Annotated in this window: 20 protein-coding genes; 7 read left to right on the forward strand and 13 right to left on the reverse strand. The window is 69.1% G+C overall.

Annotation, left to right across the window (positions count from 1 at the left end; translation table 11 throughout):
• Window positions 1-13: 13 nt before the first annotated feature.
• Genes GRF61_RS07270 through GRF61_RS07280 form a run of 3 tightly spaced genes read right to left on the reverse strand, consistent with a single transcriptional unit; the run spans window position 14 to window position 2,497 of the window.
• Window positions 14-679, reverse strand: a complete 666-nt coding sequence (locus tag GRF61_RS07270; RefSeq protein WP_169150007.1) for an HAD family hydrolase — start codon at window positions 677-679, stop codon at window positions 14-16.
• Between the two features lie 40 nt (window positions 680-719).
• Window positions 720-1,406, reverse strand: a complete 687-nt coding sequence (gene hda / locus GRF61_RS07275) for a DnaA regulatory inactivator Hda (protein WP_169150008.1) — start codon at window positions 1,404-1,406, stop codon at window positions 720-722.
• Window positions 1,407-1,414: 8 nt separating this feature from the next.
• Entirely contained in the window at window positions 1,415-2,497 is a 1,083-nt protein-coding gene (locus GRF61_RS07280) for an AI-2E family transporter (RefSeq protein WP_169150043.1), read from the reverse strand.
• Between the two features lie 140 nt (window positions 2,498-2,637).
• On the opposite strand from GRF61_RS07280, the gene purM reads away from it, so the two are divergent.
• From purM to GRF61_RS07300, 4 genes are all read left to right on the forward strand, one after another.
• Window positions 2,638-3,696 (forward strand): phosphoribosylformylglycinamidine cyclo-ligase, encoded by a 1,059-nt coding sequence (purM, locus tag GRF61_RS07285; protein WP_169150009.1) that lies wholly within the window; start codon window positions 2,638-2,640, stop codon window positions 3,694-3,696.
• Window positions 3,697-4,050: 354 nt separating this feature from the next.
• Entirely contained in the window at window positions 4,051-5,190 is a 1,140-nt protein-coding gene (locus tag GRF61_RS07290) for an efflux RND transporter periplasmic adaptor subunit (RefSeq protein WP_169150010.1), read from the forward strand.
• 11 nt (window positions 5,191-5,201) lie between these two features.
• Window positions 5,202-8,282, forward strand: coding sequence for an efflux RND transporter permease subunit (locus GRF61_RS07295; RefSeq protein ID WP_169150011.1), 3,081 nt, complete (start codon window positions 5,202-5,204; stop codon window positions 8,280-8,282).
• A 33-nt stretch (window positions 8,283-8,315) separates the two neighbouring features.
• On the forward strand, window positions 8,316-9,863 hold the full coding sequence (locus tag GRF61_RS07300) for a hypothetical protein (protein ID WP_169150012.1): 1,548 nt from the start codon (window positions 8,316-8,318) through the stop codon (window positions 9,861-9,863).
• A gap of 141 nt (window positions 9,864-10,004) precedes the next feature.
• On the opposite strand, the gene GRF61_RS07305 is transcribed toward GRF61_RS07300, so the two are convergent.
• Both GRF61_RS07305 and miaA read right to left on the reverse strand, forming a co-directional pair.
• Window positions 10,005-10,565: a DUF1415 domain-containing protein gene (locus GRF61_RS07305; RefSeq protein ID WP_169150013.1), complete on the reverse strand. Its 561-nt coding sequence runs from the start codon at window positions 10,563-10,565 to the stop codon at window positions 10,005-10,007.
• Between the two features lie 21 nt (window positions 10,566-10,586).
• Window positions 10,587-11,534 (reverse strand): tRNA (adenosine(37)-N6)-dimethylallyltransferase MiaA, encoded by a 948-nt coding sequence (gene miaA / locus GRF61_RS07310; protein WP_169150014.1) that lies wholly within the window; start codon window positions 11,532-11,534, stop codon window positions 10,587-10,589.
• 287 nt (window positions 11,535-11,821) lie between these two features.
• Here miaA and GRF61_RS07315 point away from each other — a divergent pair, with 287 nt between their 5' ends.
• Together GRF61_RS07315 and GRF61_RS07320 are read left to right on the forward strand one after the other, a co-directional pair.
• Window positions 11,822-13,432, forward strand: a complete 1,611-nt coding sequence (locus tag GRF61_RS07315; protein ID WP_169150015.1) for a methyl-accepting chemotaxis protein — start codon at window positions 11,822-11,824, stop codon at window positions 13,430-13,432.
• A 135-nt stretch (window positions 13,433-13,567) separates the two neighbouring features.
• Window positions 13,568-15,220 (forward strand): methyl-accepting chemotaxis protein, encoded by a 1,653-nt coding sequence (locus GRF61_RS07320; protein WP_348982358.1) that lies wholly within the window; start codon window positions 13,568-13,570, stop codon window positions 15,218-15,220.
• A 106-nt stretch (window positions 15,221-15,326) separates the two neighbouring features.
• Here the strand turns inward: GRF61_RS07320 and GRF61_RS07325 are convergent, their stop codons facing one another.
• Window positions 15,327-15,638, reverse strand: coding sequence for an EF-hand domain-containing protein (locus GRF61_RS07325; RefSeq protein ID WP_169150017.1), 312 nt, complete (start codon window positions 15,636-15,638; stop codon window positions 15,327-15,329).
• A 237-nt stretch (window positions 15,639-15,875) separates the two neighbouring features.
• Here GRF61_RS07325 and GRF61_RS07330 point away from each other — a divergent pair, with 237 nt between their 5' ends.
• Window positions 15,876-16,691 (forward strand): DNA ligase, encoded by an 816-nt coding sequence (locus GRF61_RS07330; protein WP_169150044.1) that lies wholly within the window; start codon window positions 15,876-15,878, stop codon window positions 16,689-16,691.
• Between the two features lie 32 nt (window positions 16,692-16,723).
• Here the strand turns inward: GRF61_RS07330 and GRF61_RS07335 are convergent, their stop codons facing one another.
• From GRF61_RS07335 to GRF61_RS07365, 7 genes are all read right to left on the reverse strand, one after another.
• A complete protein-coding gene (locus tag GRF61_RS07335; RefSeq protein WP_169150018.1) occupies window positions 16,724-17,014 on the reverse strand; it encodes a hypothetical protein in 291 nt (96 codons plus the stop codon).
• Between the two features lie 195 nt (window positions 17,015-17,209).
• Window positions 17,210-17,698: a nickel-responsive transcriptional regulator NikR gene (nikR, locus tag GRF61_RS07340; RefSeq protein ID WP_169150019.1), complete on the reverse strand. Its 489-nt coding sequence runs from the start codon at window positions 17,696-17,698 to the stop codon at window positions 17,210-17,212.
• Between the two features lie 59 nt (window positions 17,699-17,757).
• Window positions 17,758-18,408, reverse strand: a complete 651-nt coding sequence (locus tag GRF61_RS07345) for an ABC transporter ATP-binding protein (protein WP_348982359.1) — start codon at window positions 18,406-18,408, stop codon at window positions 17,758-17,760.
• Window positions 18,405-19,124 carry an energy-coupling factor transporter transmembrane component T gene (locus tag GRF61_RS07350; RefSeq protein ID WP_169150020.1) on the reverse strand — a complete coding sequence of 240 codons (720 nt, stop codon included), beginning with the start codon at window positions 19,122-19,124 and terminating at the stop codon, window positions 18,405-18,407. Before GRF61_RS07350 ends, GRF61_RS07345 begins: the two co-directional genes overlap by 4 nt.
• Window positions 19,121-19,750, reverse strand: coding sequence for a cobalt transporter CbiM (gene cbiM, locus GRF61_RS07355; protein WP_169150021.1), 630 nt, complete (start codon window positions 19,748-19,750; stop codon window positions 19,121-19,123). The genes GRF61_RS07350 and cbiM overlap by 4 nt, the downstream gene beginning before the upstream one ends.
• Before the next feature lies 1 nt (window position 19,751).
• Window positions 19,752-20,231 (reverse strand): carboxypeptidase-like regulatory domain-containing protein, encoded by a 480-nt coding sequence (locus tag GRF61_RS07360; RefSeq protein ID WP_169150022.1) that lies wholly within the window; start codon window positions 20,229-20,231, stop codon window positions 19,752-19,754.
• Between the two features lie 8 nt (window positions 20,232-20,239).
• On the reverse strand, window positions 20,240-20,983 hold the full coding sequence (locus GRF61_RS07365) for a DUF4198 domain-containing protein (RefSeq protein WP_169150023.1): 744 nt from the start codon (window positions 20,981-20,983) through the stop codon (window positions 20,240-20,242).
• Window position 20,984: the final 1 nt, after the last annotated feature.

Below are 20,984 nucleotides of genomic sequence, written 5' to 3' on the forward strand. Positions count from 1 at the left end.
AACCCGCGGCGGCTCAGGCGCGCAGCGAGATCACCGGCCAGCCGCGTTCCACCGCGTGGGCGTGCAGAGTGTCGTCCGGATCGACCGCGATCGGGTTGCTCACCCGTTCCAGCAGCGGCAGATCGTTGCGCGAATCGCTGTAGAACCAGCTGCGCTCGAAGCTGCCGGCGTAGAGCCCCAGCGACTCCAGCCAGGCATCCACCCGTTCGATCTTGCCGGCCTGGAAGGCGGGCACGCCGCGCGCCTTGCCGGTGAAGGCACCGTTCTCCTGCGCCGGAATGGTGGCCACCAGATGGGGAATGCGGAATTCGCGGGCGATGGGGCCGGTGACGAAGCTGTTGGTGGCGGTGACGATGGCGACCAGCGCACCGCTGGCGAGGTGGCCGTCCACCAGCTGGCGTGCCTGCGGCGTGATCATCGGCCGGATGGCGGTGTCCAGGAACTCACGGTGCCAGGCGTCCAGCTGCGCGCGCGGATGGCGGGCGAGGGGGGCGAGCTGGAAATCGAGGAAGGCGAAGATGTCTAGCGTGCCGGCCTTGTAGTCCTCGTAGAAGGCAATGTTCTTCGCCTCCTGCACTTCGCGGTCGAGCACGCCCTTGGCGATCAGGAACTGGGCCCAGGCGAAGTCGGAGTCCCCATTGAGCAGGGTGTTGTCGAGGTCGAAAAGTACGAGATCCACAATGTGTTCCAGGTGAGTGAGTGGAGCGCTTGGCGGCCGTTCAGATGGAAAGGCCCTGCTGCATCATCTCGCGCAGCAGCGGCACGGTGACCGGGCGCTTGCGTTCCAGCGAGGCGGTGTCCAGCGCGTCCAGCACCGCCAGCAGGCTGGGCAGGTCGCGGCGGCCGTGGCGCAGCAGGAAGTCCACCACCTCGTCGGCCAGCGGCAGGCCGCGGCGGTCGGCCAGGGTGCGCAGGATCGCGCTGCGGGAGTCGTCGTCCAGCGGCTGTACCTCATACACCAGGCACTGGCCGATGCGGGTGCGCAGGTCTTCGCGCAGCGTCAGCCCCAGCGGCGCGTTGGGGCCGGAGAGCAGCAGCGACTGGCCATTGGCGAGCGAGCGGTTGAAGGCATTGAAGAGGCCGATCTGGGCGTCTGGCGACAGGCGGTCCACATCGTCCACCGCCACCAGCGCGCCGGGCGTCTCCGGCAGCTGGGCGCCTTGGGTGGCACCGGCGAGGCAATGGGCAGGCCGGCCGGCGGTCTCGGCCAGCGCCACGGTGGCGCGCAGCAGGTGGCTGCGGCCGCTGCCGGGCGCGCCCCACAGGAAGAGGTGGCGGGCGGGCAGGGCCTGGTCGCGCGCGGCCAGCAGGGAGAGGGCGGCGATCAGCTCCGCGTTGCTGCCGGCGACGAAGTTGTCCAGCGTGGGGGGCGCGTCCGGATGGATGTCGAGAACGAGTTGCTTCATCACCGGTTTCATTCCCTGGCCCCCGGATGGCCGCGATAGAGGGCGCTGGAGAACCAGGCGCTGCGCACCTCGCGCAGGCCCACCAGCAGCGCGGCGCTGACCGGCAGCGCCACCAGCACGCCGACGAAGCCGAACAGCTGGCCGAAGGCCATCAGCGCGAAGATGACCACCACCGGATGCAGGCCGATGCGTTCGCCCACCAGGTAGGGCGTGAGAGCGAAGCTCTCCACCACCTGGCCGATGGTATAGACCACCGCCACGCCGATCAGCGGCGACCAGCCGTCGCCCTGCAGCAGCGCGGCGAGGATGGCCAGCACCAGACCGCCGCCGAAGCCGACGTAGGGAATGAATACCAGCAGGCCGGTGAGAACGCCCACCGGCAGCGCGAAGTTGAGGCCGGCGATCCACAGGCCGACGCTGTAGAACACCGCCAGCAGCAGCATCACCGACAGCTGGCCGCGCAGGAACTCGGACAACACCGAATCGATCTCGCCGATGATGCGTAGGGTACGGGGCAGCCAGGGGCGGGGTACCGCCCGCTCCAGGCCGGCGATCAGCCGCGGCCAGTCCTGCAGCAGGTAGAACATCACCACCGGGATCAGGAACAGGTTGGCCAGCATGCCGACCAGGGCGAGGCCGCCGGTCTTCAGATGGGCGAGCAGGATGGGAATGAGATCCTGCGCGGTCGCCCAGTTCTCGGTCATCAGCTTGCGCAGCTGGCTGGCGTCCAGCTGCAGTTGCACGCCCAGGTGCTGCCGCAGCTTGGGCGACACATGGTGGTTGAAGAGTTCGATGAGGTCGGGCAGGCGCTGGGCCAGCGTCATCGCTTCGCGGTACACCATCGGCACCAGCACCAGGGTGAGGGCCACCAGCACCAGGCAGGCGATCAGGATCACCAGCAGCACCGCCAGCGGCCGCGGCAGGCGCCGCCGCACCAGCCAGCCGACCAGCGGGTCGCAGATGTAGGCGAAGACCCCGGCCACCACGAAGGGCGTGAGGATGGGGCTCAGCAACCAGAACAGGCCGACGAGGGCGAGGCCGGCTGCGGCCCAGGCGGCGGTTTGCAGACGATCGGCGCGGCGCGGGGTCATTTTCAAGTAAAATCGCGGGCTTGGCGCGGGGGCAGATCACCCGCGAAACCCGTAAATGTAGCCAGTTGGCCCTGCACCCTCAAGTTCCGTCGCATGCCGACCGGCCCGAAACCCGCATCCAGCAAGTCAGAGGAACGATCTTGACCGCTCCGAATCCGTCCCAGCAAGTTTCCCTTTCCTACCGCGACGCCGGCGTAGACATCGACGCCGGCGACGCCCTGGTGGACCGTATCAAGCCCTTCGCCAAGCGCACCATGCGCCCGGAAGTGCTGGGCGGCATCGGCGGCTTCGGCGCCCTGTTCGAGCTGTCGAAGAAGTTCAAGGAGCCGGTGCTGGTATCCGGCACCGATGGCGTGGGCACCAAGCTGAAGCTGGCCTTCCAGCTGAACAAGCATGACACCGTCGGCCAGGACCTGGTGGCGATGAGCGTGAACGACATCCTGGTGCAGGGCGCCGAGCCGCTGTTCTTCCTCGACTACTTCGCCTGCGGCAAGCTGGACGTGGAAACCGCCGCCACCGTCGTCCAGGGCATCGCCCAAGGCTGCGAGCTGGCTGGCTGCGCGCTGATCGGCGGCGAAACCGCCGAGATGCCCAGCATGTACCCGGACGGCGAGTATGACCTCGCCGGCTTCGCGGTCGGTGCGGTGGAAAAGGCGGACATCATCGACGGCAGCCGCATCATCCCCGGCGATGTGGTGCTAGGCCTGGCCTCCAGCGGCGCCCACTCCAACGGCTACTCGCTGGTGCGCAAGATCATCGACGTCGCCAGGCCCGACCTGGATGCCGATTTCCACGGCCGCCCGCTGCGCGACGTGGTGATGGCGCCCACCCGCATCTACGTGAAGCCGCTGCTGGCGCTGATGCAGGCATTGCCGGGCGCGGTGAAGGGCATGGCCCATATCACCGGCGGCGGTATCACCGAGAACGTGCCGCGCATCCTGCGCGACGAGCTGACCGCCCGCATCGACGCCGCCAGCTGGACGCTGCCGCCGCTGTTCCAGTGGCTGCAGCAGGCCGGCAACGTGGACATCCAGGAGATGTACCGGGTGTTCAACTGCGGCATCGGCATGGCGGTGGTGGTGGCCGAGGCGGATGCCGACAAGGTGACCGCCCAGCTGAGCGCCGCCGGCGAAACCGTGTATCGCATCGGCCGCATCGACAAGCGCGGCGAGGGCGAAGCCCAGACCATCGTCGGCTGAGCCGCCGCAGCCACTCGGCCAGCCCGCGGCGCCTGGTGCGCCGCGGGCTTTTTTTTGGCCTGGCTTTCCGCGGCGGCGCTCCGCTTCACGAGGCGGGCGATGCGGCTGCTTCAGCCATTGCCCTCTGTCCGGGGGCGGCAGACTGTGCGGCGGTGGCGGTCCGATTTGCCCGGAGCCAAGGAACCACGGCGCCGGGCAGCACTCCGAAACTGGCGGTTTGGGTGAGATGGAACGCAGAGGAAGCGCATAGCCGGCCGGCTACGATATGCAACAATCTGCAAGCCTTTTTCTGTTCCAATCCTTCGTTTCCCCGCGTTTTCACCGCTTTCCCCATTCGCTGGAATTCCCTCCCCCATGTCGTCCCGCCGTCCCCTCGTACTCGCTCTCTGTATCGTCGGCCTGGCCGGCCTCGGCGCCTACGCCTGGCATGCCAACCGTGCGCCGGTCTCTCCCAAGGGCAGCGCTGCCGCGGCGCCAGCCGAGGCGCCGGCGGCCATCGGCGTGGAGGTGGAGGTGGTCGTCACCCAGGCGATGCCGGATGACGTCAGCGCGGTCGGCTCGCTGCTTTCCAACGAGGCGGTGGTGCTGCGGCCGGAAGTGGCCGGGCGCATCTCGGCCATCCGCTTCCGCGAGGGCACGGCGGTGAAGCAGGGCGAGGTGCTGGTGGAGCTGGATGCGGCGGTACAGCAGGCGGAACTGCAGCAGGCCAAGGCCAGCCTGTCGCTGGCGGAGGCGGACTACCGGCGCTCGGAAGACCTGTTCTCGCGCAAGTTTGTCAGCCAGAGCGCGCGCGACGAGGCCGCCTCGCGGCTGGAGGTGGCGCGCGCCACCACCGCGCTGGCGCAGGCCCGCTACGAGCGCACCCGGCTGCGCGCGCCCTTCGCCGGCGTAGTCGGCATCCGCAATGTCAGCGTCGGCGATTACGTCCAGGAAGGCGCGGCGCTGGTGAACCTGGAAGACATCAAGACGCTGAAGGTGGATTTCCGCCTGCCGGAGCACTATCTGCAGCGCATCCGCCCCGGCCAGGCGGTGGAGGTGAGCAGCGATGCGCTGCCCGGCCAGTCCTTCGCCGCCTCGGTGGATGCCATCGACCCGCTGGTGGACGCCCAGGGCCGCTCGGTGGTGATGCGCGCCCGCCTGGCCAACGACGAGGGCAGGCTGCGGCCCGGCATGTTCGCCCGCGTGCGCCTCATCCTGCGCGAGAGGCCGGCGGTGGCGGTGGTGTCCGAGCAGGCGCTGATGCCCTCGTCCGGCACGGTGCAGTATGTCTACCGGGTGGAGCAGAACGTGGTGCGCCGGGTGGAGGTGGAGACCGGCAGCCGGCGCGGCGCCAAGGTGGAGATCGTGCGCGGTCTGGCGCCGGGCGACACCGTGGTCACCGCCGGCCACCAGAAGCTGCGCGACGGCGCGGTGGTGCGGGTGCTGCAGACAGGTGGCAACGGCGCCGCCAGCGACAGCATCGCCGCGCCTTCGGCGGCTGCGGCGGCGGGCTGAGGACGGCGGCGATGGTCCTGTCCGAGATCTGCATCAAGCGGCCGGTGTTCGCCACCGTGCTGTCGCTGATGGTGCTGCTGGTGGGCATCATGTCCTGGTCGCGGCTCACCGTGCGGGAGTACCCGGCCATCGACGAGCCGGTGGTCACGGTGGATACCACCTACACCGGCGCCAGCGCCGAGATCGTCGAATCCCAGGTGACCAAGCCGCTGGAGGATTCGCTGGCCGGCATCGAAGGGGTGGACGTGCTGTCCTCCATCAGCCGCCAGGAGCGCAGCCAGATCACGGTGCGCTTCCGCATCGAGCGCGACCCCGACAGCGCCGCCGCCGACGTGCGCGACCGCGTTTCCCGGGTGCGCCGCCGCCTGCCGGACGATGTGGACGAGCCGGTGATCGCCAAGGTGGAGGCGGACGCCAACCCCATCATCTGGGTCGCCTTCTCCTCCGACCGCCACTCCCCGCTGGAAGTCAGCGACTTCGCCAACCGCATCGTCAAGCCGCGGCTGCAGACCCTGCCGGGCGCGGCGGACGCTCGCCTCTACGGCGAGCGCCGCTACTCCATGCGGATCTGGGTGGACCGCGACCGCCTGGCCGCCTACGGCCTCACCCCGCAGGATGTGGAAGACGCCATCCGCAAGCAGAACGTGGAACTGCCGGCCGGCCGCATCGAAAGCCGGCAGCGCGAGTTCTCGGTGGTGGCGCGCACCGACCTGGCCGAGGCCGAGCAGTTCGGCGCGGTGGTGGTGCGGGAGCCGGCGACGCCGGCCGGCTACCCGGTGCGCATCCGCGACATCGGCCGGGTGGAGGTGGCGGCGGCGGACGAACGCACCTCGGTGCGCTTCATGGGCAAGCCGGCGGTGTCCATCGGCCTCATCAAGCAATCCACCGCCAATCCGCTGGACCTCAAGCGCGGGCTGATGGAGATGATGCCCAGGCTGGAGGAGGAACTGCCCGCCGGCATGAGCATGAACATCGCCAACGACTCCACCGTGTTCATCGAGCGCTCCATCAAGTCGGTGTTCTCCACCATCTGGGAGGCGGTGGTGCTGGTGGCGGTGGTGTGCTTCTTCTTCCTGCGCAACTGGCGGGCGATGCTGGTGCCGCTGGTGACCATCCCGGTGTCGCTGGTCGGCGCCTTCGCGCTGATGCTGGTGTTCGGCTTCTCCATCAACACGCTGACCTTGCTCGCCCTGGTGCTGGCCATCGGCCTGGTGGTGGATGACGCAATCGTGGTGCTGGAGAACATCTACCGCCATGTGGAAGAGGGCATGGAGCCGGTGGCGGCGGCCTTCCGTGGCGCCAAGGAGATCGGCTTCGCTGTGGTGGCGATGACCATCACCCTGGCGGCGGTGTATGCGCCGGTCGCCTTCATGACCGGCCGCACCGGCAAACTGTTCACCGAGTTCGCGCTGACCCTGGCCGGCGCGGTGATCGTCTCCGGCTTCGTCGCGCTGACGCTGTCGCCGATGATGTGTTCCAAGCTGCTGCGCCACGAGAAGAAGCATGGCGCGGTCTATGTCGGCATCGAACGCTTCCTCGAAGGCCTGACTTCCGCCTACCGCCGCGCGCTCACTCGGGCGCTGGACCTGCGCTGGCTGGTGATGCTGGCCTTCGCTGTGGTGGCCGGCAGTTCGGTGCTGCTGCTGGGCGTGCTCAAGACCGAGTTGGCGCCGGTGGAGGACAGGGGCCGCATTCTCGCCAGCTTCTCCGGCCCGGAAGGCGCCACGGTGGATTACATGAGCCGCTACGCCGCCGAGATCGAGGCGCTGTACGCCAGCGTGCCCGAGATCTCCGGCTACATGGTCACCGTCGGCAACCCGACCGTGTCCCAGGGCATCTCCTACGCTTCCTTCGTCGACTGGGCGGAGCGCACTCGCAAGAGCAGTGCCATCGCCGCCGAGCTGGACCCCAAGCTGCGCGCCATTCCCGGCATCCACGCCTTCCCGGTGTTGCCGGCCGCCTTCGGCCAGAGCCCGCGGGTGCGGCCGGTGGGCTTCGTCATCGTCACCTCCGCCAGCTACGAAGAGCTGAACGAATACACCGAGCGGATGCTGGACGAGATGCGCAAGAACCCCGGCTTCGTCTCGCCCGATACCGACCTCAAGCTGACCAAGCCGGAGCTGGCGGTGGACGTGGACCGGGACAAGGCCGCCGACCTCGGCGTGCCGGTAGACGTCATCGGCCGCACGCTGGAGACCATGCTGGGCGGCCGCCAGGTCACCCGCTACAAGAAGGAGGCCGAGCAGTACGACGTGATCGTGCAGGTCGGCGCCGGTGCCCGCGCCGATCCGCGCGACATCAGCGGCATCTTCGTGCGCGGCAAGAGCGGCGAGATGATCCCGCTCTCCAGCCTGGTGCGGGTGAACGAGACGGTGAGCCCGCGCGAGCTCAACCACTTCGGCCAGCGCCGCGCGGTCACCATCTCCGCCAACCTGGCGCCCGGCTACACCCTGGGCGAGGCGCTCAACTACATGGAAGAGGCCGCCGGACGCATCCTGCCCGCCGGCTACGCCTTCGACTACGAAGGCCAGTCGCGCGAGTTCAAGACCAGCTCCGCCAGCCTGGCGCTGGCCTTCGGCCTCGCGCTCGCGTTCATCTACCTGGTGCTGGCTGCCCAGTTCGAGAGCTTCCGCGACCCCTTCATCATCATGCTCACGGTACCCTTGTCGATGACCGGTGCGCTGGGCGCGCTTTACCTCGCCGGTGGCACGCTCAATGTGTACAGCCAGATCGGCCTGGTGACGCTGGTCGGCCTCATCACCAAGCACGGCATCCTGATCGTCGAGTTCGCCAACCAGCTGCGTGAGACCGGCACGGAAATGCGCGCGGCGGTGACCGAGGCGGCGGTGCTGCGGCTGCGGCCCATCCTGATGACCACCGGCGCAATGGTGCTGGGCACCATCCCGCTGGCGCTGGCCACCGGCGCCGGCGCAGAGAGCCGACAGCAGATCGGCTGGGTCATCGTCGGCGGACTGCTGCTTGGGACCTTGTTCACTTTGTTCGTCGTGCCCACCGTCTATACTTTATTCAAGCGCCGGGATCACCGCCCGGCGGTGGCGCAGGGGGAAGGCAAGCTCTCCGCCCCGGCCTGAGGCGTTCCCCGTCAAGGAAAGTTGGAGTTTCAATTGATCGACACTTCGTTGCGCATCTCGCCCGTCTATACCCCGGCCGTGCAAACGGTCGGGCCGGCGCGCGCCGGTGTCAATGAAACACCGCTCACCACGGATGTTCCGCCGTCCGGCCCTAGCGCGGTCGTAGACCTGAGCGCCCAGGGCCGTCAGGCCGCTGCCCGGGAAGTCGGGGCCGAAAGCGCTTCCCGTGCTGGCCTGACGCAGGCGGCCGAACGGGCCAATACCCGGGCCCTGGAGTCGGCCGCCGTTGCCGGACCGGCGGCCGACCCCACCGCAGACTTGTATACCGGCAATGGCATGAACCAGGTCGCCGCGCAGGCCGAAGCTGCGGCCCAGGCGGCGGATGAACAGCCCGCCGAGGCGCAGTTGCAGCAGGGCTCGGCTTCGCCGGATGCGCTTGAACAGGCGAGGGTGGCGCTGCAGAACGCGGATGCCCAGTCCGCCAACGATGTCCTGGTGCGGCCGGAAGCGGTGGAGCAGGCCGGAGCCGCCCTGAGAGTGGCGCAGACATCCGCGCCCGCGGTGGAGACCGCCGCTGCCCGGCCGCTGACGGCGGCCGATGCCATCCAGCAGGCGAACGCAGCCAGTGCCGCAGCGCCGCTGAACCAGACTGACTCGGTGGATCCCGCCCAGCAGGCTCAGGCTGCCCAGGCCGATGCTGCCGCGCGGGAAGCCGACAGCCAGCAGACCGCGGCCGCGGCGCAGCGTACCGAGGCGGCCCAGGCGCAGGCGGAGCAGACCGAAACCGCGGCGAACGAAACCCAGAGCGAACGCGCGGAAGCGCTCAATCGGCAAGTTGAAGCCGACCGTGCCGATGGCGCCGCCCGAGAGGCGCAGCAGGCGCGGGCCGAAGTCCAGACGCAGCGTTCCGAAGCAGCACAGGCCGAGCAGGCGGCGCGCGACCGCCAGCTGCAGCAGGCGGACACCGCGGACCGCCAGGCAGAGGCGCAGCGGGCGGAGAGTGCACTGCGTAACGACCAGCAGGTACGGGAGGCGACCGAAGAGCGCCGTATCGAAACCGAGCGGGTGCAGGAAAGCAGCCGTAGCGATCAGCTGGAACGGGCTGCGGCCGAAGAGCGCCGGCAGGACGTGCAGCGCACCGAGACGCAGACGCGCAACAACGAAATCCAGCAGGCCGCGGCCGAGACGCAGCGGGTCGAGGCCCAACGGCTGGAGGCGCAGCGGCTGGAAGCCCAGCGTAGCGATATGCTGGCCGCTGCCGAGCAGATGCAGCGCACCGAGCCGCTGACGCGCCCGGATGTCCAGCCCGCGGATGCGGCAGCCCCCACCGCCGCCAGCGAACGCGCCGAAGCGCTGGCTCGAACCGCCGAAGTGGAGGGGATGGCCAATGCGGCCGCGAATGCCGCCAACGCCTTCAACAGCGCCACCAACGGGCCCGCGGAGTTGACCGGCGCAGCCAAGGCCAACGCCCCGGCAGACGCCGCTTCCAGTGCGGGCAATCAGGCGGTGCAACTCTATCTGCAGAACGCTGCCCTGCCGAGTGGCCAACAGGCTTCCGCCGCGGTGCGGGTGGCGGTCTGAAACCCGCGGCCGGGTTTCTGGCCGCAGTTTGCTTCCTGATCTGACCATTCATCGCGCCACCGTCCGGGGGGCGTTTTTCGCGCTTTTTCTTTCCCTCGCTGAACTGATGGATGCGGCCAGCCTGGGCTGGCCGTGCGGCGTTCAGCCGAACAGGTAAGGGAAGAGCTTCTGCCGTTCGGCCGCGGTCAGCGATTCCATTCGTTGCACGTTGCGCGCCGGAATGTTCTCCGGGTCGGGGAAGTGCGCCAGGGCTGCTTCCAGGCTTTCCTCGCGGATCAAGTGCAGCAGTGGCCAGGGCGAGCGGTTGGTGAGATTGCCGGCGTCGTCCGGTTCGGTGTCGGCGAACTGGTAGTCGGGGTGGAAGCTCGCCACCTGGAATTCGCCCTCCCAGCCGAATTGCTGCAACCACAGATCGACCAGGTCCAGGAACTGGTTGTAGTCGTCGAAATCCGCCAGCACCTCCGGCAGCGCCATCACCGTGGTTTCCAGCGCGTGCACCGGCGTGTCGGAGAGGCGCTCCAGCTCCTTCTGCATGTCTTCCAGCACCGCTTCCTCGGTGGTGGCGGCGCTGACGTGGATGCGGATGCGGCCCTCGACACGCGGCCGGGCGGCGAAGGGGCAGAGGTTCTCGCCGATGACGACATCGTCCAGCCAGCGGGCGACGTCCTCGGCAACCTGGCGTTCGAAGGCGGAGCGGTCCATGGGGATTCCTTTCTTGAGGGTTCAGGCGGCGAGCAGGCGCAGGGCGGCATCGCGTACCGCGCTGGCGAGGTCGGGGCGCAGGCAGTCCAGTTCCACCAGGTCGGGCCAGTTTTCGCGGAACTGGCGCTGCCAGGTGAGCTGGCGCTTGGCGAGCTGGCGGGTGGCGGCAATGCCGGTGAAGCGCAGGGTGTCGAGGTCGCACTCGCCATCCAGGTAGGCCCAGGCCTGGCGATAGCCGACGCAGCGCATCGAGGGCATGTCGGGCGTGAGCGCATAGCGTTCGCGCAGCAGGGCGAGTTCGGCGAGCAGGCCGCCGTTCAGCATCTGGTCGAAGCGGTCCGTGATGCGTTGGTGCAGTACGCTGCGGTCCGACGGCGCCAGCGCGATCGGCAGCAGGCGACAGGGCAGTTCGCCGGCCTCGCGCCGGGCATAACTTTCGGCTAGTGGGCGGCCGGTCAGGCGCACGATCTCCAACGCGCGCTGGATGCGCTGCGCGTCGGTGGGTTCCAGCCGGGCGGCGGCGGCCGGATCCAGCCGTCCGAGCTCGGCATGCAGCGCCGGCCAGCCGCGGGCGGCGGCCTCGGTGTCGATCTCGGCGCGCATCGCGGCGTCTGCCGGCGGCAGGTCGGACAAGCCCTCGCGCAATGCCTTGAAGTACAGCATGGTGCCGCCCGCCAGCAGGGGAACGCGGCCGCGGGCGGTGATCTCCGCCATCAAGCGGACAGCGTCGGCGCAGAAGCGCGCGGCGGAATAAGCCTCTTCCGGCGTGACCACGTCTATCAGGTGATGCGGGCAGCTTGCCTGTTCGGCCGCGCTCGGTTTGGCGGTGCCGATGTCCATGTCGCGATACACCAGCGCGGAGTCTACGCTGATGATCTCCACCGGCATTTCCGCGGCCAGGGCGAGCGAAGCGGCGGTCTTGCCGCTGGCGGTAGGGCCGAGCAGGAGCAGGGCGGGGGGCAGGGACACGGCGGAGGGGAAAAAGCGGAATTACTGCACAGAGCGGGGCGCAATTATGGCGGTTTGTGTCGGGCCTGTCAGCGGCCGGCGACGCCGGCGCGTTGTAGCCCGAGGAGCAGGCCAAGGGGCACCGAAGTATTTCTTTCGGCAAGGCTAAATCCGGGTGGCCGCGATGCCGATATTCGGCCAGGAGCGGTCATACGGGCCTGCGCCAGCAGAGGGAGCCGGCTAGTCCGGCAACCCAGTTCATGTGGTGGGGCCGACCGCGGCGACAGGTCGGCGACAAGGTGAAGACAATGACGATAGCGAAGCGGATTTCCCTCTTGATACTGCTGTTGGTCGGCGCGGCGCTGATCGTTGGCGCGGTGGCATTGATACAGATGGGCCGGATGGGCGACGTGATCCGCTACCAAAGCGAGAACATCCTGCCCAGCATCCAGCTGACCGGCGGCGTGGCGCGTGATTTCCTCGACTTGCGCACCCGCATGCTGACCCACATCGCCTCGACCGACAGCAAGACCATGGAAGAGCTGGACAAGGCGATGACCGCCAGCCGCCAGGCGATAGACCAGAAGCTTCGTGACTACGAGAAGTTCATCTCCAACGATGCCGATCGCGCACTACTGGAGGAGGACAAGGCGGCCATCCGCGAGTATTACACCCTGATCGACAACTCCCTGCGGCTGTCGCGCGAAGGCCGCAAGGACGAAGCGCTGGCCCTGGGCGCCAGCGCCCGCCAGATCAGCGCCCGGGTGGTGAAGGCGGTGGATGCGCACATCGACTTCAACACCCAGATGGCGGAGGACTTCGCACAGGGCGCCACCCGCGGCGCCGACCGCAGCTTCTGGGCGATGATCGTCATCGTGGTCATCGCTTCCGCCGTCGGCATCGGCTTCGGCATCTACACCTACCGCACGGTGATCGGCTCCCTGAACCGGATGAAGGAAGTGGTGGCTGGCGTCTCCAGCAGTCTGGACTTCACCCGGCGGGTAGCGGTGAGCGGCAACGACGAAGTGGCCGATACCACGCGCGCCTTCAACGGCCTGCTGGACACGGTGCAGCAAAGCCTGGGGCAGATGGTGCGCCACGCCGGAGAGGTGTCGGCGGCGGCCGGCCGGCTTGCCACCTCGGCGCACCAGGTTTCCACCAGCTCGGGCGAGCAGAGCGAAGCCTCGTCCAGCATGGCGGCGGCTGTGGAAGAGATGACGGTGAGCATCAACCACGTTGCCGACCGTGCCGGCGAAGCCAACCAGCTCGCCACCCACTCCGGCTCGGTGGCGCAGGCGGGAGCGCAGGTGATCGGCAAGACGCTGAGCGACATCAAGCGCATCGAGCGTGCGGTGAGCGAGGCGGCGGACATCGTCGCCAGCCTGGACGCGGAGAGCGCGAAGGTGAATGCGGTGGTGGCGGTGATCAAGGAAGTGGCGGACCAGACCAACCTGCTGGCGTTGAACGCCGCCATCGAGGCTGCCCGCGCCGGCGAGCAGGGCCGGGGCTTCGCGGTGGTGGCGGACGAAGTGCGCAAGCTGGCCGAGCGCACGGCTGCCTCGACGCAGGAAATCTCGGCCACGATGGCCAGCATGCAAAGCGGTGCGCGCAACGCGGTGAAGGGAATGAACACCGCGGTGGAGCAGGTGGTGGGCAGCGTGGGCCACGCCGAAGAAGCGGAGCGCTCGGTGCGGGAGATCGAGAACGGCGCCGAGCGGACGGTGGCGATGGTGAACGAGATCTCGGAGGCGATCCGCGAGCAGAGCGCGGCCAGCTCCAGCATTGCCCAGCAGGTGGAGCGCATCGCGCAGATGACCGAGGAGAACAGCGCGGCGGCCGGCAGCACCGCGGACACCGCGCATGAACTGAACAGCCTGGCCGAAGCGATGCGCAGCGAAGTGGCGCGCTACCGGGTTTGAGTTGAGGCAATGCCAGTGCCGCGCTGTTTGAGATATCAATAACCTATTCCTAAACTCGCTTTACCCGCTGCCGATAAGCTGGTATCTCATGATCCGGGCCGGCCCGCCCTTGGCGGGGCCGGCCCTTTTCTGTCTGTGAGCTCTCCGGCAGGGGAAGCGATTGAACGAGGTGAGAAGTTGACGATTGCAAAACGTATGGCGTTGTTGATCCTGTTGCTGGTCGGCGCGCTGGTTGCGGTAGGAGCGGTGGCGCTGGTGCAGATGCAGCGCTTGCAGGAGACGATGCGGCAGGAGAGCGATAACATTCTCCCCAGCATCCAGCTCATCAACGCCGCTTCGCGGGATTTCTTCGAGCTCCGTACTCGGGTGCTGTCGCATGTCGCCAGCAACAACGCCGAACAGATGGAAGAGCTGGACCGCCGAATCGAACTCAGCCGCAAGCTGATCGCCGAGAAACTTGCCCAGTACGACAAGTACGTCTGGGACGAGACTGATCGCGGCCTGCTGGAAGACGACAAGGCCCGCATCAACGAATACTACAAATTTCTTGAGGACGTGCTGCCGCTGTCGCGGCTGGACCGCCGGGACGAAGCCCTGGCGGTGATCATCAAGGCGCGCAGCACCGTAGATGGCGCGGTGAATGCCTTCGACGCGCATTCCGACTACAACAAGTGGATGGCCGAGACCTTTGCCGCCGAGGCCCAGGCCAGCGCCCGGCGCAGCGTCTGGCTGCTGGCGGGAGTGATCCTGGGCGCGGCGATTGCCGGTATTGCCTTCGGCTTCCTCACCTACCGCACGGTGATCGGTTCCCTGAACCGGATGAAGGAAGTGGTGGCTGGCGTCTCCAGCAGCCTGGACTTCACCCGGCGGGTGGCGGTGAGCGGCAACGACGAAGTGGCCGATACCACGCGCGCCTTCAACGGCCTGCTGGACACGGTGCAGCAAAGCCTGGGGCAGATGGTGCGCCACGCCGGAGAGGTGTCGGCGGCGGCCGGCCGGCTTGCCACCTCGGCGCACCAGGTTTCCACCAGCTCGGGCGAGCAGAGCGAAGCCTCGTCCAGCATGGCGGCGGCTGTGGAAGAGATGACGGTGAGCATCAACCACGTTGCCGACCGTGCCGGCGAAGCCAACCAGCTCGCCACCCACTCCGGCTCGGTGGCGCAGGCGGGAGCGCAGGTGATCGGCAAGACGCTGAGCGACATCAAGCGCATCGAGCGTGCGGTGAGCGAGGCGGCGGACATCGTCGCCAGCCTGGACGCGGAGAGCGCGAAGGTGAATGCGGTGGTGGCGGTGATCAAGGAAGTGGCGGACCAGACCAACCTGCTGGCGTTGAACGCCGCCATCGAGGCTGCCCGCGCCGGCGAGCAGGGCCGGGGCTTCGCGGTGGTGGCGGACGAAGTGCGCAAGCTGGCCGAGCGCACGGCCGCCTCGACGCAGGAAATCTCGGCCACGATGGCCAGCATGCAAAGCGGTGCGCGCAACGCGGTGAAGGGAATGAACACCGCGGTGGAGCAGGTGGTGGGCAGCGTGGGCCACGCCGAAGAAGCGGAGCGCTCGGTGCGGGAGATCGAGAACGGCGCCGAGCGGACGGTGGCGATGGTGAACGAGATCTCGGAGGCGATCCGCGAGCAGAGCGCGGCCAGCTCCAGCATTGCCCAGCAGGTGGAGCGCATCGCGCAGATGACCGAGGAAAACAGCGCGGCGGCCGGCAGCACCGCGGATACCGCACAGGAGCTGAACAGCCTGGCCGAAGCGATGCGCAGCGAAGTGGCACGCTACCGGGTATAGCCAAGCGCTCCCCGGCGGGAATAGAGCGGGGGATGGACGCGCAAAGAGAGGGCATAAGGACAAGGGCGGCCAACGGCCGCCCTTGTCTTTTTCCGGTGGGTGGTGGTCAGCGGTCGGGGCGCTCGCCGCGTTCCCGGCCTTCCGGCGGCCGCATGCCGGCGCGGAGCTCCTCCTGGCTGAGGCGGCCGTCCTTGTTGGTGTCCAGCGTGCTGAAGCGCTCCAGCAGGCGGGGGTTGTCCTTCACCTCGTCCTTGGAGAGGAAGCCGTCGCCGTTCTTGTCCAACTGGGCGATGCGGTTGCCGCCACGCTCGCCGCCGCGCTCCCCCTGCGGGCCTTGGCCGGGGGAGGCGGACTGGGCGAGAACCGGGGCGCAGATTCCGATCAGCAACAGGGGCAGCAGGCGTGCGGGGTTTTTCATGTCGGGTTTCCGGGAAAGGCTTCCGGGCGGAAGCGGTGCGCAAGCCTAGCGCCGGGCAGGGCCGGGAATGTGTCCGCCGCGTGTGCGGCATGTATCGCTCTGTACGGCAATGCCACAGGAAAATCCATTTGGCATTGATTGGCGGCGGCGCCGGCGCTATGGTTCGGCATCCCCCCGCCGGAGTCCGCCATGTCGCTGCATCCTTGCGCCGCGCTTTGCCGTCGTCTGCTCGTCCTCATGCTCGCGCTGCTGGTGCCGCTTGCGCTGGGCGCGGCAAGCCCGCCGGCGCCGATGCTGGCGGAGCGCTATCACGACGGGGTCGAGCCGCAGGACTACTGGATCAGCGAGAAGCTGGACGGCGTGCGGGCGCTGTGGGACGGCGAGCGGCTGCGTTTCCGCAGCGGCCGGGAGATCGTGGCGCCAGCCTGGTTCACCGCGCCGCTGCCGCGCCAGCCGCTGGATGGCGAGCTGTGGCTGGGGCGGAGCAGGTTCGAGGCCTTGTCCGGCCTGGTGCGCCGCCAGCAGGCGGAGGACGAGGCCTGGCGCGAGGTGCGTTACATGATCTTCGAGCTGCCAGGTGCGGAGGGCGGCTTCAGCACGCGGGTGATGCGCATTCGCGAGCTGGTGGAAGAGGCGGGCGTGCCCTGGCTGCAGGCGGTGCCGCAGTTCAGGCTTGCGGATCGCCAGGCCCTGCGGCGCAAGCTGGATGAAGTCGTTGCAGCCGGCGGCGAAGGGCTGATGCTGCACCGGGCGGATGCGCCCTGGGTGGCCGGGCGCAGCGAGGCGCTGCTGAAGCTCACCCCCTGGCTGGATGCGGAAGCCACAGTGGTCGCCCATGTTCCGGGCAAGGGCCGGCTGCAGGGCATGACGGGCGCGCTGGAAGTGGAGGCCGAAGACGGCCGCCGTTTCCGCATCGGCAGCGGACTGAGCGATGAACTGCGCCGGACGCCGCCGGCGCTGGGCAGCCGGGTAACTTATCGCTACCGCGAACTCACCGCCAAGGGCCTGCCGCGCTTCCCGCGCTATCTGCGCGAGCGGCCGCTGGCGGAGTAGCCGCGCTTGCCGCCATCGGCCCTGCCGGCGTTTCAGCGCACCACCCGCTCCATCTCGTAGCCTTCCAGCGCCAGGCTGGTGGTGGCGTTGCCGTCGGTACAGCTCCACCACATGGTGACCCAGGCGCGGCCCTGGGCGTCGAAGCGCTCGATCTCGCAGATGGAGCCCTTCATGAATTCGAACATCTCGCGCTCGTCGTCTTCCATCTCTGGGTCCAGGGTGACGTGCAGCACGCGCACCTCGTCGCCGATGGCGAGCGGATTGCCGTGTTTGTCGGCGTAGGGGCTGGAGGAGGCGGTGGGGGCTGGGCTACAGGCTTGCATCGGTCGGGCTCCGTTCGGGGGCGCGGTCGGTTGCCGCGCTGCCCCTTCAGAGGCAAAGCCCGTGCCGGCCGGCTTGCGCTGCCGAAGTGCCGCCGTTGCTGGGCTTGCCGCGCTCATTCCCGATGGCTTTGTCGTGAGCGCGACAGGGCGCACGGCCGCTGCGGTCGCAAAGCCGACGCCGATCGGCAAGGTGCGTCAGCTGCGCGGCCGGTAATGCACATGGCCGGGGCCATGCGGGTGTTTGTGGGCGTGGCCGTGGGCATGGTCGTGGGCGTTGGCGGCCACATCCACCGAGATCAGGTTGAGGCTGCCGTGGCGCACGCCGCTCTCCGCCATCAGCGAGTCGGCGAAGCGCCGCACCGCGTCGGCCGGCCCCTTGAGGATGGTGCATTCCATGCAGTTGTCGTGGTCGAGGTGGGCATGCAGCGTGGACACGGTGAGGTCGTGGTGGTCGTGCTGCAGGCCGGTGAGGCGCTCGGCCAGCACCCGTTCGTGGTGGTTGAAAACGTAGCTGAGGCTGGCGACGCAGTGGCCCTTGTCATCCTTCTGCTGGCGGGAGCTTTCGAGTTCGCGGCGCAGCATGTCGCGCACCGCCTCCGAGCGGTTGCGGTAGCCGCGCTCGGCGATCAGCGCATCGAAGGCGGCGGCGAGGTCTTCTTCCAGCGAGATGGTGAAGCGGTCCATGGCGGTCTCCGGATCGGGGAGGCGCCATCTTAGCGGTGGTGGCCGTGGCGGCGAAGTGCTCAGCGCGGCGCGGGCGTCAGCGTGATCCGCCGGGTGGCGAGGGCGCCGACGCAGGCGGGGTCGTGGGAGGCGACGATCATGCTCAGGCCGCTGTCGGCCAGCACGCCCAGCAGGCGCTCGGAGGCCGCTTCGTCCAGACCGGTGGTGGGTTCGTCCAGCAGCAGCACCTTGGGCGACATCGCCAGCACGCCGGCCAGCGCCGCCAGCCGCTGCTCGCCGCCGGACAGCGCATGTACCGGCCGCTCGGCCAGATGGGCGATGCCGATGCGGGCCAGCGTCTGCAGTGCAATCTCCCGCGCCTCGGCCGCACTGGCGCCGCAGTTGAGCGGGCCGAAGGCGGCATCTTCCACCACCGTGGGGCCGAAGAGCTGATCGCCGGCGTCCTGGAACAGCAGCCCCAGCGGGCCGCGCAGCGGGGCGAAATCCTTCTCGCCGCGGCAGAGCCGGCCTAGCAGCTGAAGCTCGCCGCCGGCCAGCGGCACGAAGCCGAGCAGGCTGTGCAACAGCGTGGTCTTGCCGGTGCCGCTGGCGCCGAGCACGAACAGGCGCTCGCCCGCCTGCAGCTCCAGATCGAAGGCCTCCACCACCACCTTGCCGGCCCGCGCCAGGCGCAGGCCGCGGCCGAGGATCAGCGGGCCCGAGGTATTCACCGCAGCAGCCACAGCAGACTGCTGCCCAGGCACAGCACCGCGGTGCCGGCTGCCCAGCGCCAGGGCCGCAGTGGCCTGGCGCTGGGCACGGGCGCGGCGGCGAAGCCGCGGGCGCGCAGGGCGAGATCCACCCGCTCGGCGCGCAGCATGGCGTGTATCAGGATGAGGGCGAGCTGCTGCGCCAGCACGGCGACAGTGCGGCGGTCGGCGCCGGGGTGGAAGCCGCGGGCGCGCATGGCGATGTCGAGGCGGCGGCGGGTGTCGTCCAGCACGCCCAGGTAGCGCACGGTGAGCACCAGCAGGCGGGCCAGCCGCGGCGGCAGGCCGAGGCCGGCGGCGGCGCGGGCGATGGCGAAGGCGTCCAGTCCGGCAAGCAGGGCCATGCAGCCCAGGGCTATGGCGTTGCTGCGCAAGCTGATGAGCAGCGCATGGTGGGCGCCGGCCTCGGACCACTGCAGGCCGCCGTCCTGCAGTGCCCAGGGCAGCGTCAGCCACAGCATGGCGACGAAGAGATTCACGCTGGCGATGCGTCGCAGCAGGCTGTGCAGCGGCAGGGCGCCTTTCGCGCCAGCCGTCAGCGCCAACAGCAGGCCGGCGGCGCAGGCGGCCAGCAACAGGGCGGGCGAGGTGAGTTGCGACAGCAGCACGCTGATGCCCACCGCCGCGCCCAGGCGCAGGCGGGGGGCCAGCGGCGTGGCGGGGGGCGCCGCCCTCATGCGCGCACCGCGGCGAGCGCGGCCGGCAGTATGCGCGCCAGCAGGGCGACGGTAGCGGCGCTGATCAGCGCATCCACCACGAAGACCGGCAGGTGGGCCAGCACCAGCAGGCCGATCAGCTCGGTGAACAGATGGCCGCCGCTGAGTACCAGCGCCAGGCTGGCGAGGGCGGCCGCGCCGCCGATGCCGACGATGCCGCAGGCCGCGCCAGCCACCAGCAGGCGCTGGCGCGGTGGCGGCGTGCCGTCGGCTGCCGGCCGCACCAGCCGGCGTAGCAGGTAGTGGGCGGCCACCGCCGGCAGCGCCATGATCAGCAGGTTGGCGCCCAGCACGGTGAAGCCGCCGAAGGAGAACAGCGCCGCCTGCAGCAGCAGGGCGACGAAGAACACCGGGAACACCGTCCAGCCCAGCATCAGCCCGGCCAGGCCGTTGAGGATGAGGTGCACGCTGCCGACGCCCACCGGCACATGGATGGTGCTGGCGACGAAGAAGGCGGCGCCCAGCAGCGCCGCCATCGGCAGCTGCGCCTCGCCCAGCCGGCGCAGGCCGAAGGCGACGCCAGCCGCAGCCAGCGCGGCAGCGCCGGCCAGCACCGGAGCGGAGAGCACGCCTTCGGCCAGATGCATCTCAGCCCCTCCGCCGCGCCGCGAACCAGGCGGCGATGCCGGCGATGCCGACGATGTAGCCGATGCCGCCGATGATGTCGCGCAGGCGGATCTGCTGTTCCAGCCGGGCGATGTCCTCCCGCACCAGACGCAGCGCCTCGGCGGTGGCTTCGCCGTTGCCACCGGCCGCCGCCGGCAGTTGCACCGCCAGCGTTTCGGCGCGGTGGCCTTCCTCCCCTTCCACCACCGCCCAGTAGGGCCCGCCCGGCGGCACCGGCAGGCGGAAGCGGCCGTCCGCGCCGGTGGTGCCTTCGGCCAGCGGGCTGTCGCTGTTTTCCGGCGTTACCGCCACATAGATGCCGGCGGCCGGAGTCTGGTCGGTGTAGCGCGCCAGGCCGGTGACGGCGTCGGCCTCATGCTGGGCGACCACCGCCAAGCCGTGGGCCTGGACGGTGGTGGCGAGCAGCAGTGCGGCAGTGGTGGCGAAAGGGCGTAGGGTCATCGCGCGGCTCAGTGGCGGGCGGCCGGCTTGGCGGCGGCAGCGGTGAACACCAGGCTGTACTCGATGCTGGACTCGGTGCCGCGGGCGTCGTCGGCCAGCGGCAGGCGCTGGCCGGACCAGATGCGGTTCACGCCCTTGCGCACGGTCAGTGTGGCGATGCCTTCGGCGTCGCTCACCGCATCGTTGCCTTCCTCGCCGAAAGCCAGCTTGATGCCGGCGGTGGGCTTGCCGTTGAGCAGCACCTTGAGTTTCAGCTGCTCGCCGGCATGCGGCGCCTCGGCGGAGAGCGGCACCAGCTCGAAGGGCTGGTTGTAAATCTGGATGGCGGGCTTGCCCCAGTGGGCGATGGTCTTGTGGTACTTCACCGCGTGCACGCCGCTGACGGCGCCGGGCACCTCGTCCATCGGCTTGTTGATGCTGCGGCCCTTGTCCGTCTTGCTCCACCAGCCATTGTCGAACCAGGCCAGCAGCACCGCCGCCTCCGGCGCCTGGATGCGCACGCCGTCCCTGCGGTCCTGGCGGGTGACGTTGAGGGCGTTGCCCCCGGCGTCGAAGGCGGTGACGCGCTTGAGCTTCTCCGCCGGGTAGGTCTCGGTCTTGCCCTGGTGGCCGCCGTACATCACCCGGTAGTTCTTGTGCGCCGGGTCGGCCTGCAGCCAGATGGTGTGGGCGGCGGCGGGCAGCGCGAAGCCTGCGAGCAATGCCGAAGCGGTGGCATATACGCCGATATGAAGAATTTTGTTAATTTTCATA

It is taken from the genome of Azoarcus sp. TTM-91 (assembly GCF_012911025.1).
Lineage (GTDB): Bacteria > Pseudomonadota > Gammaproteobacteria > Burkholderiales > Rhodocyclaceae > Azoarcus.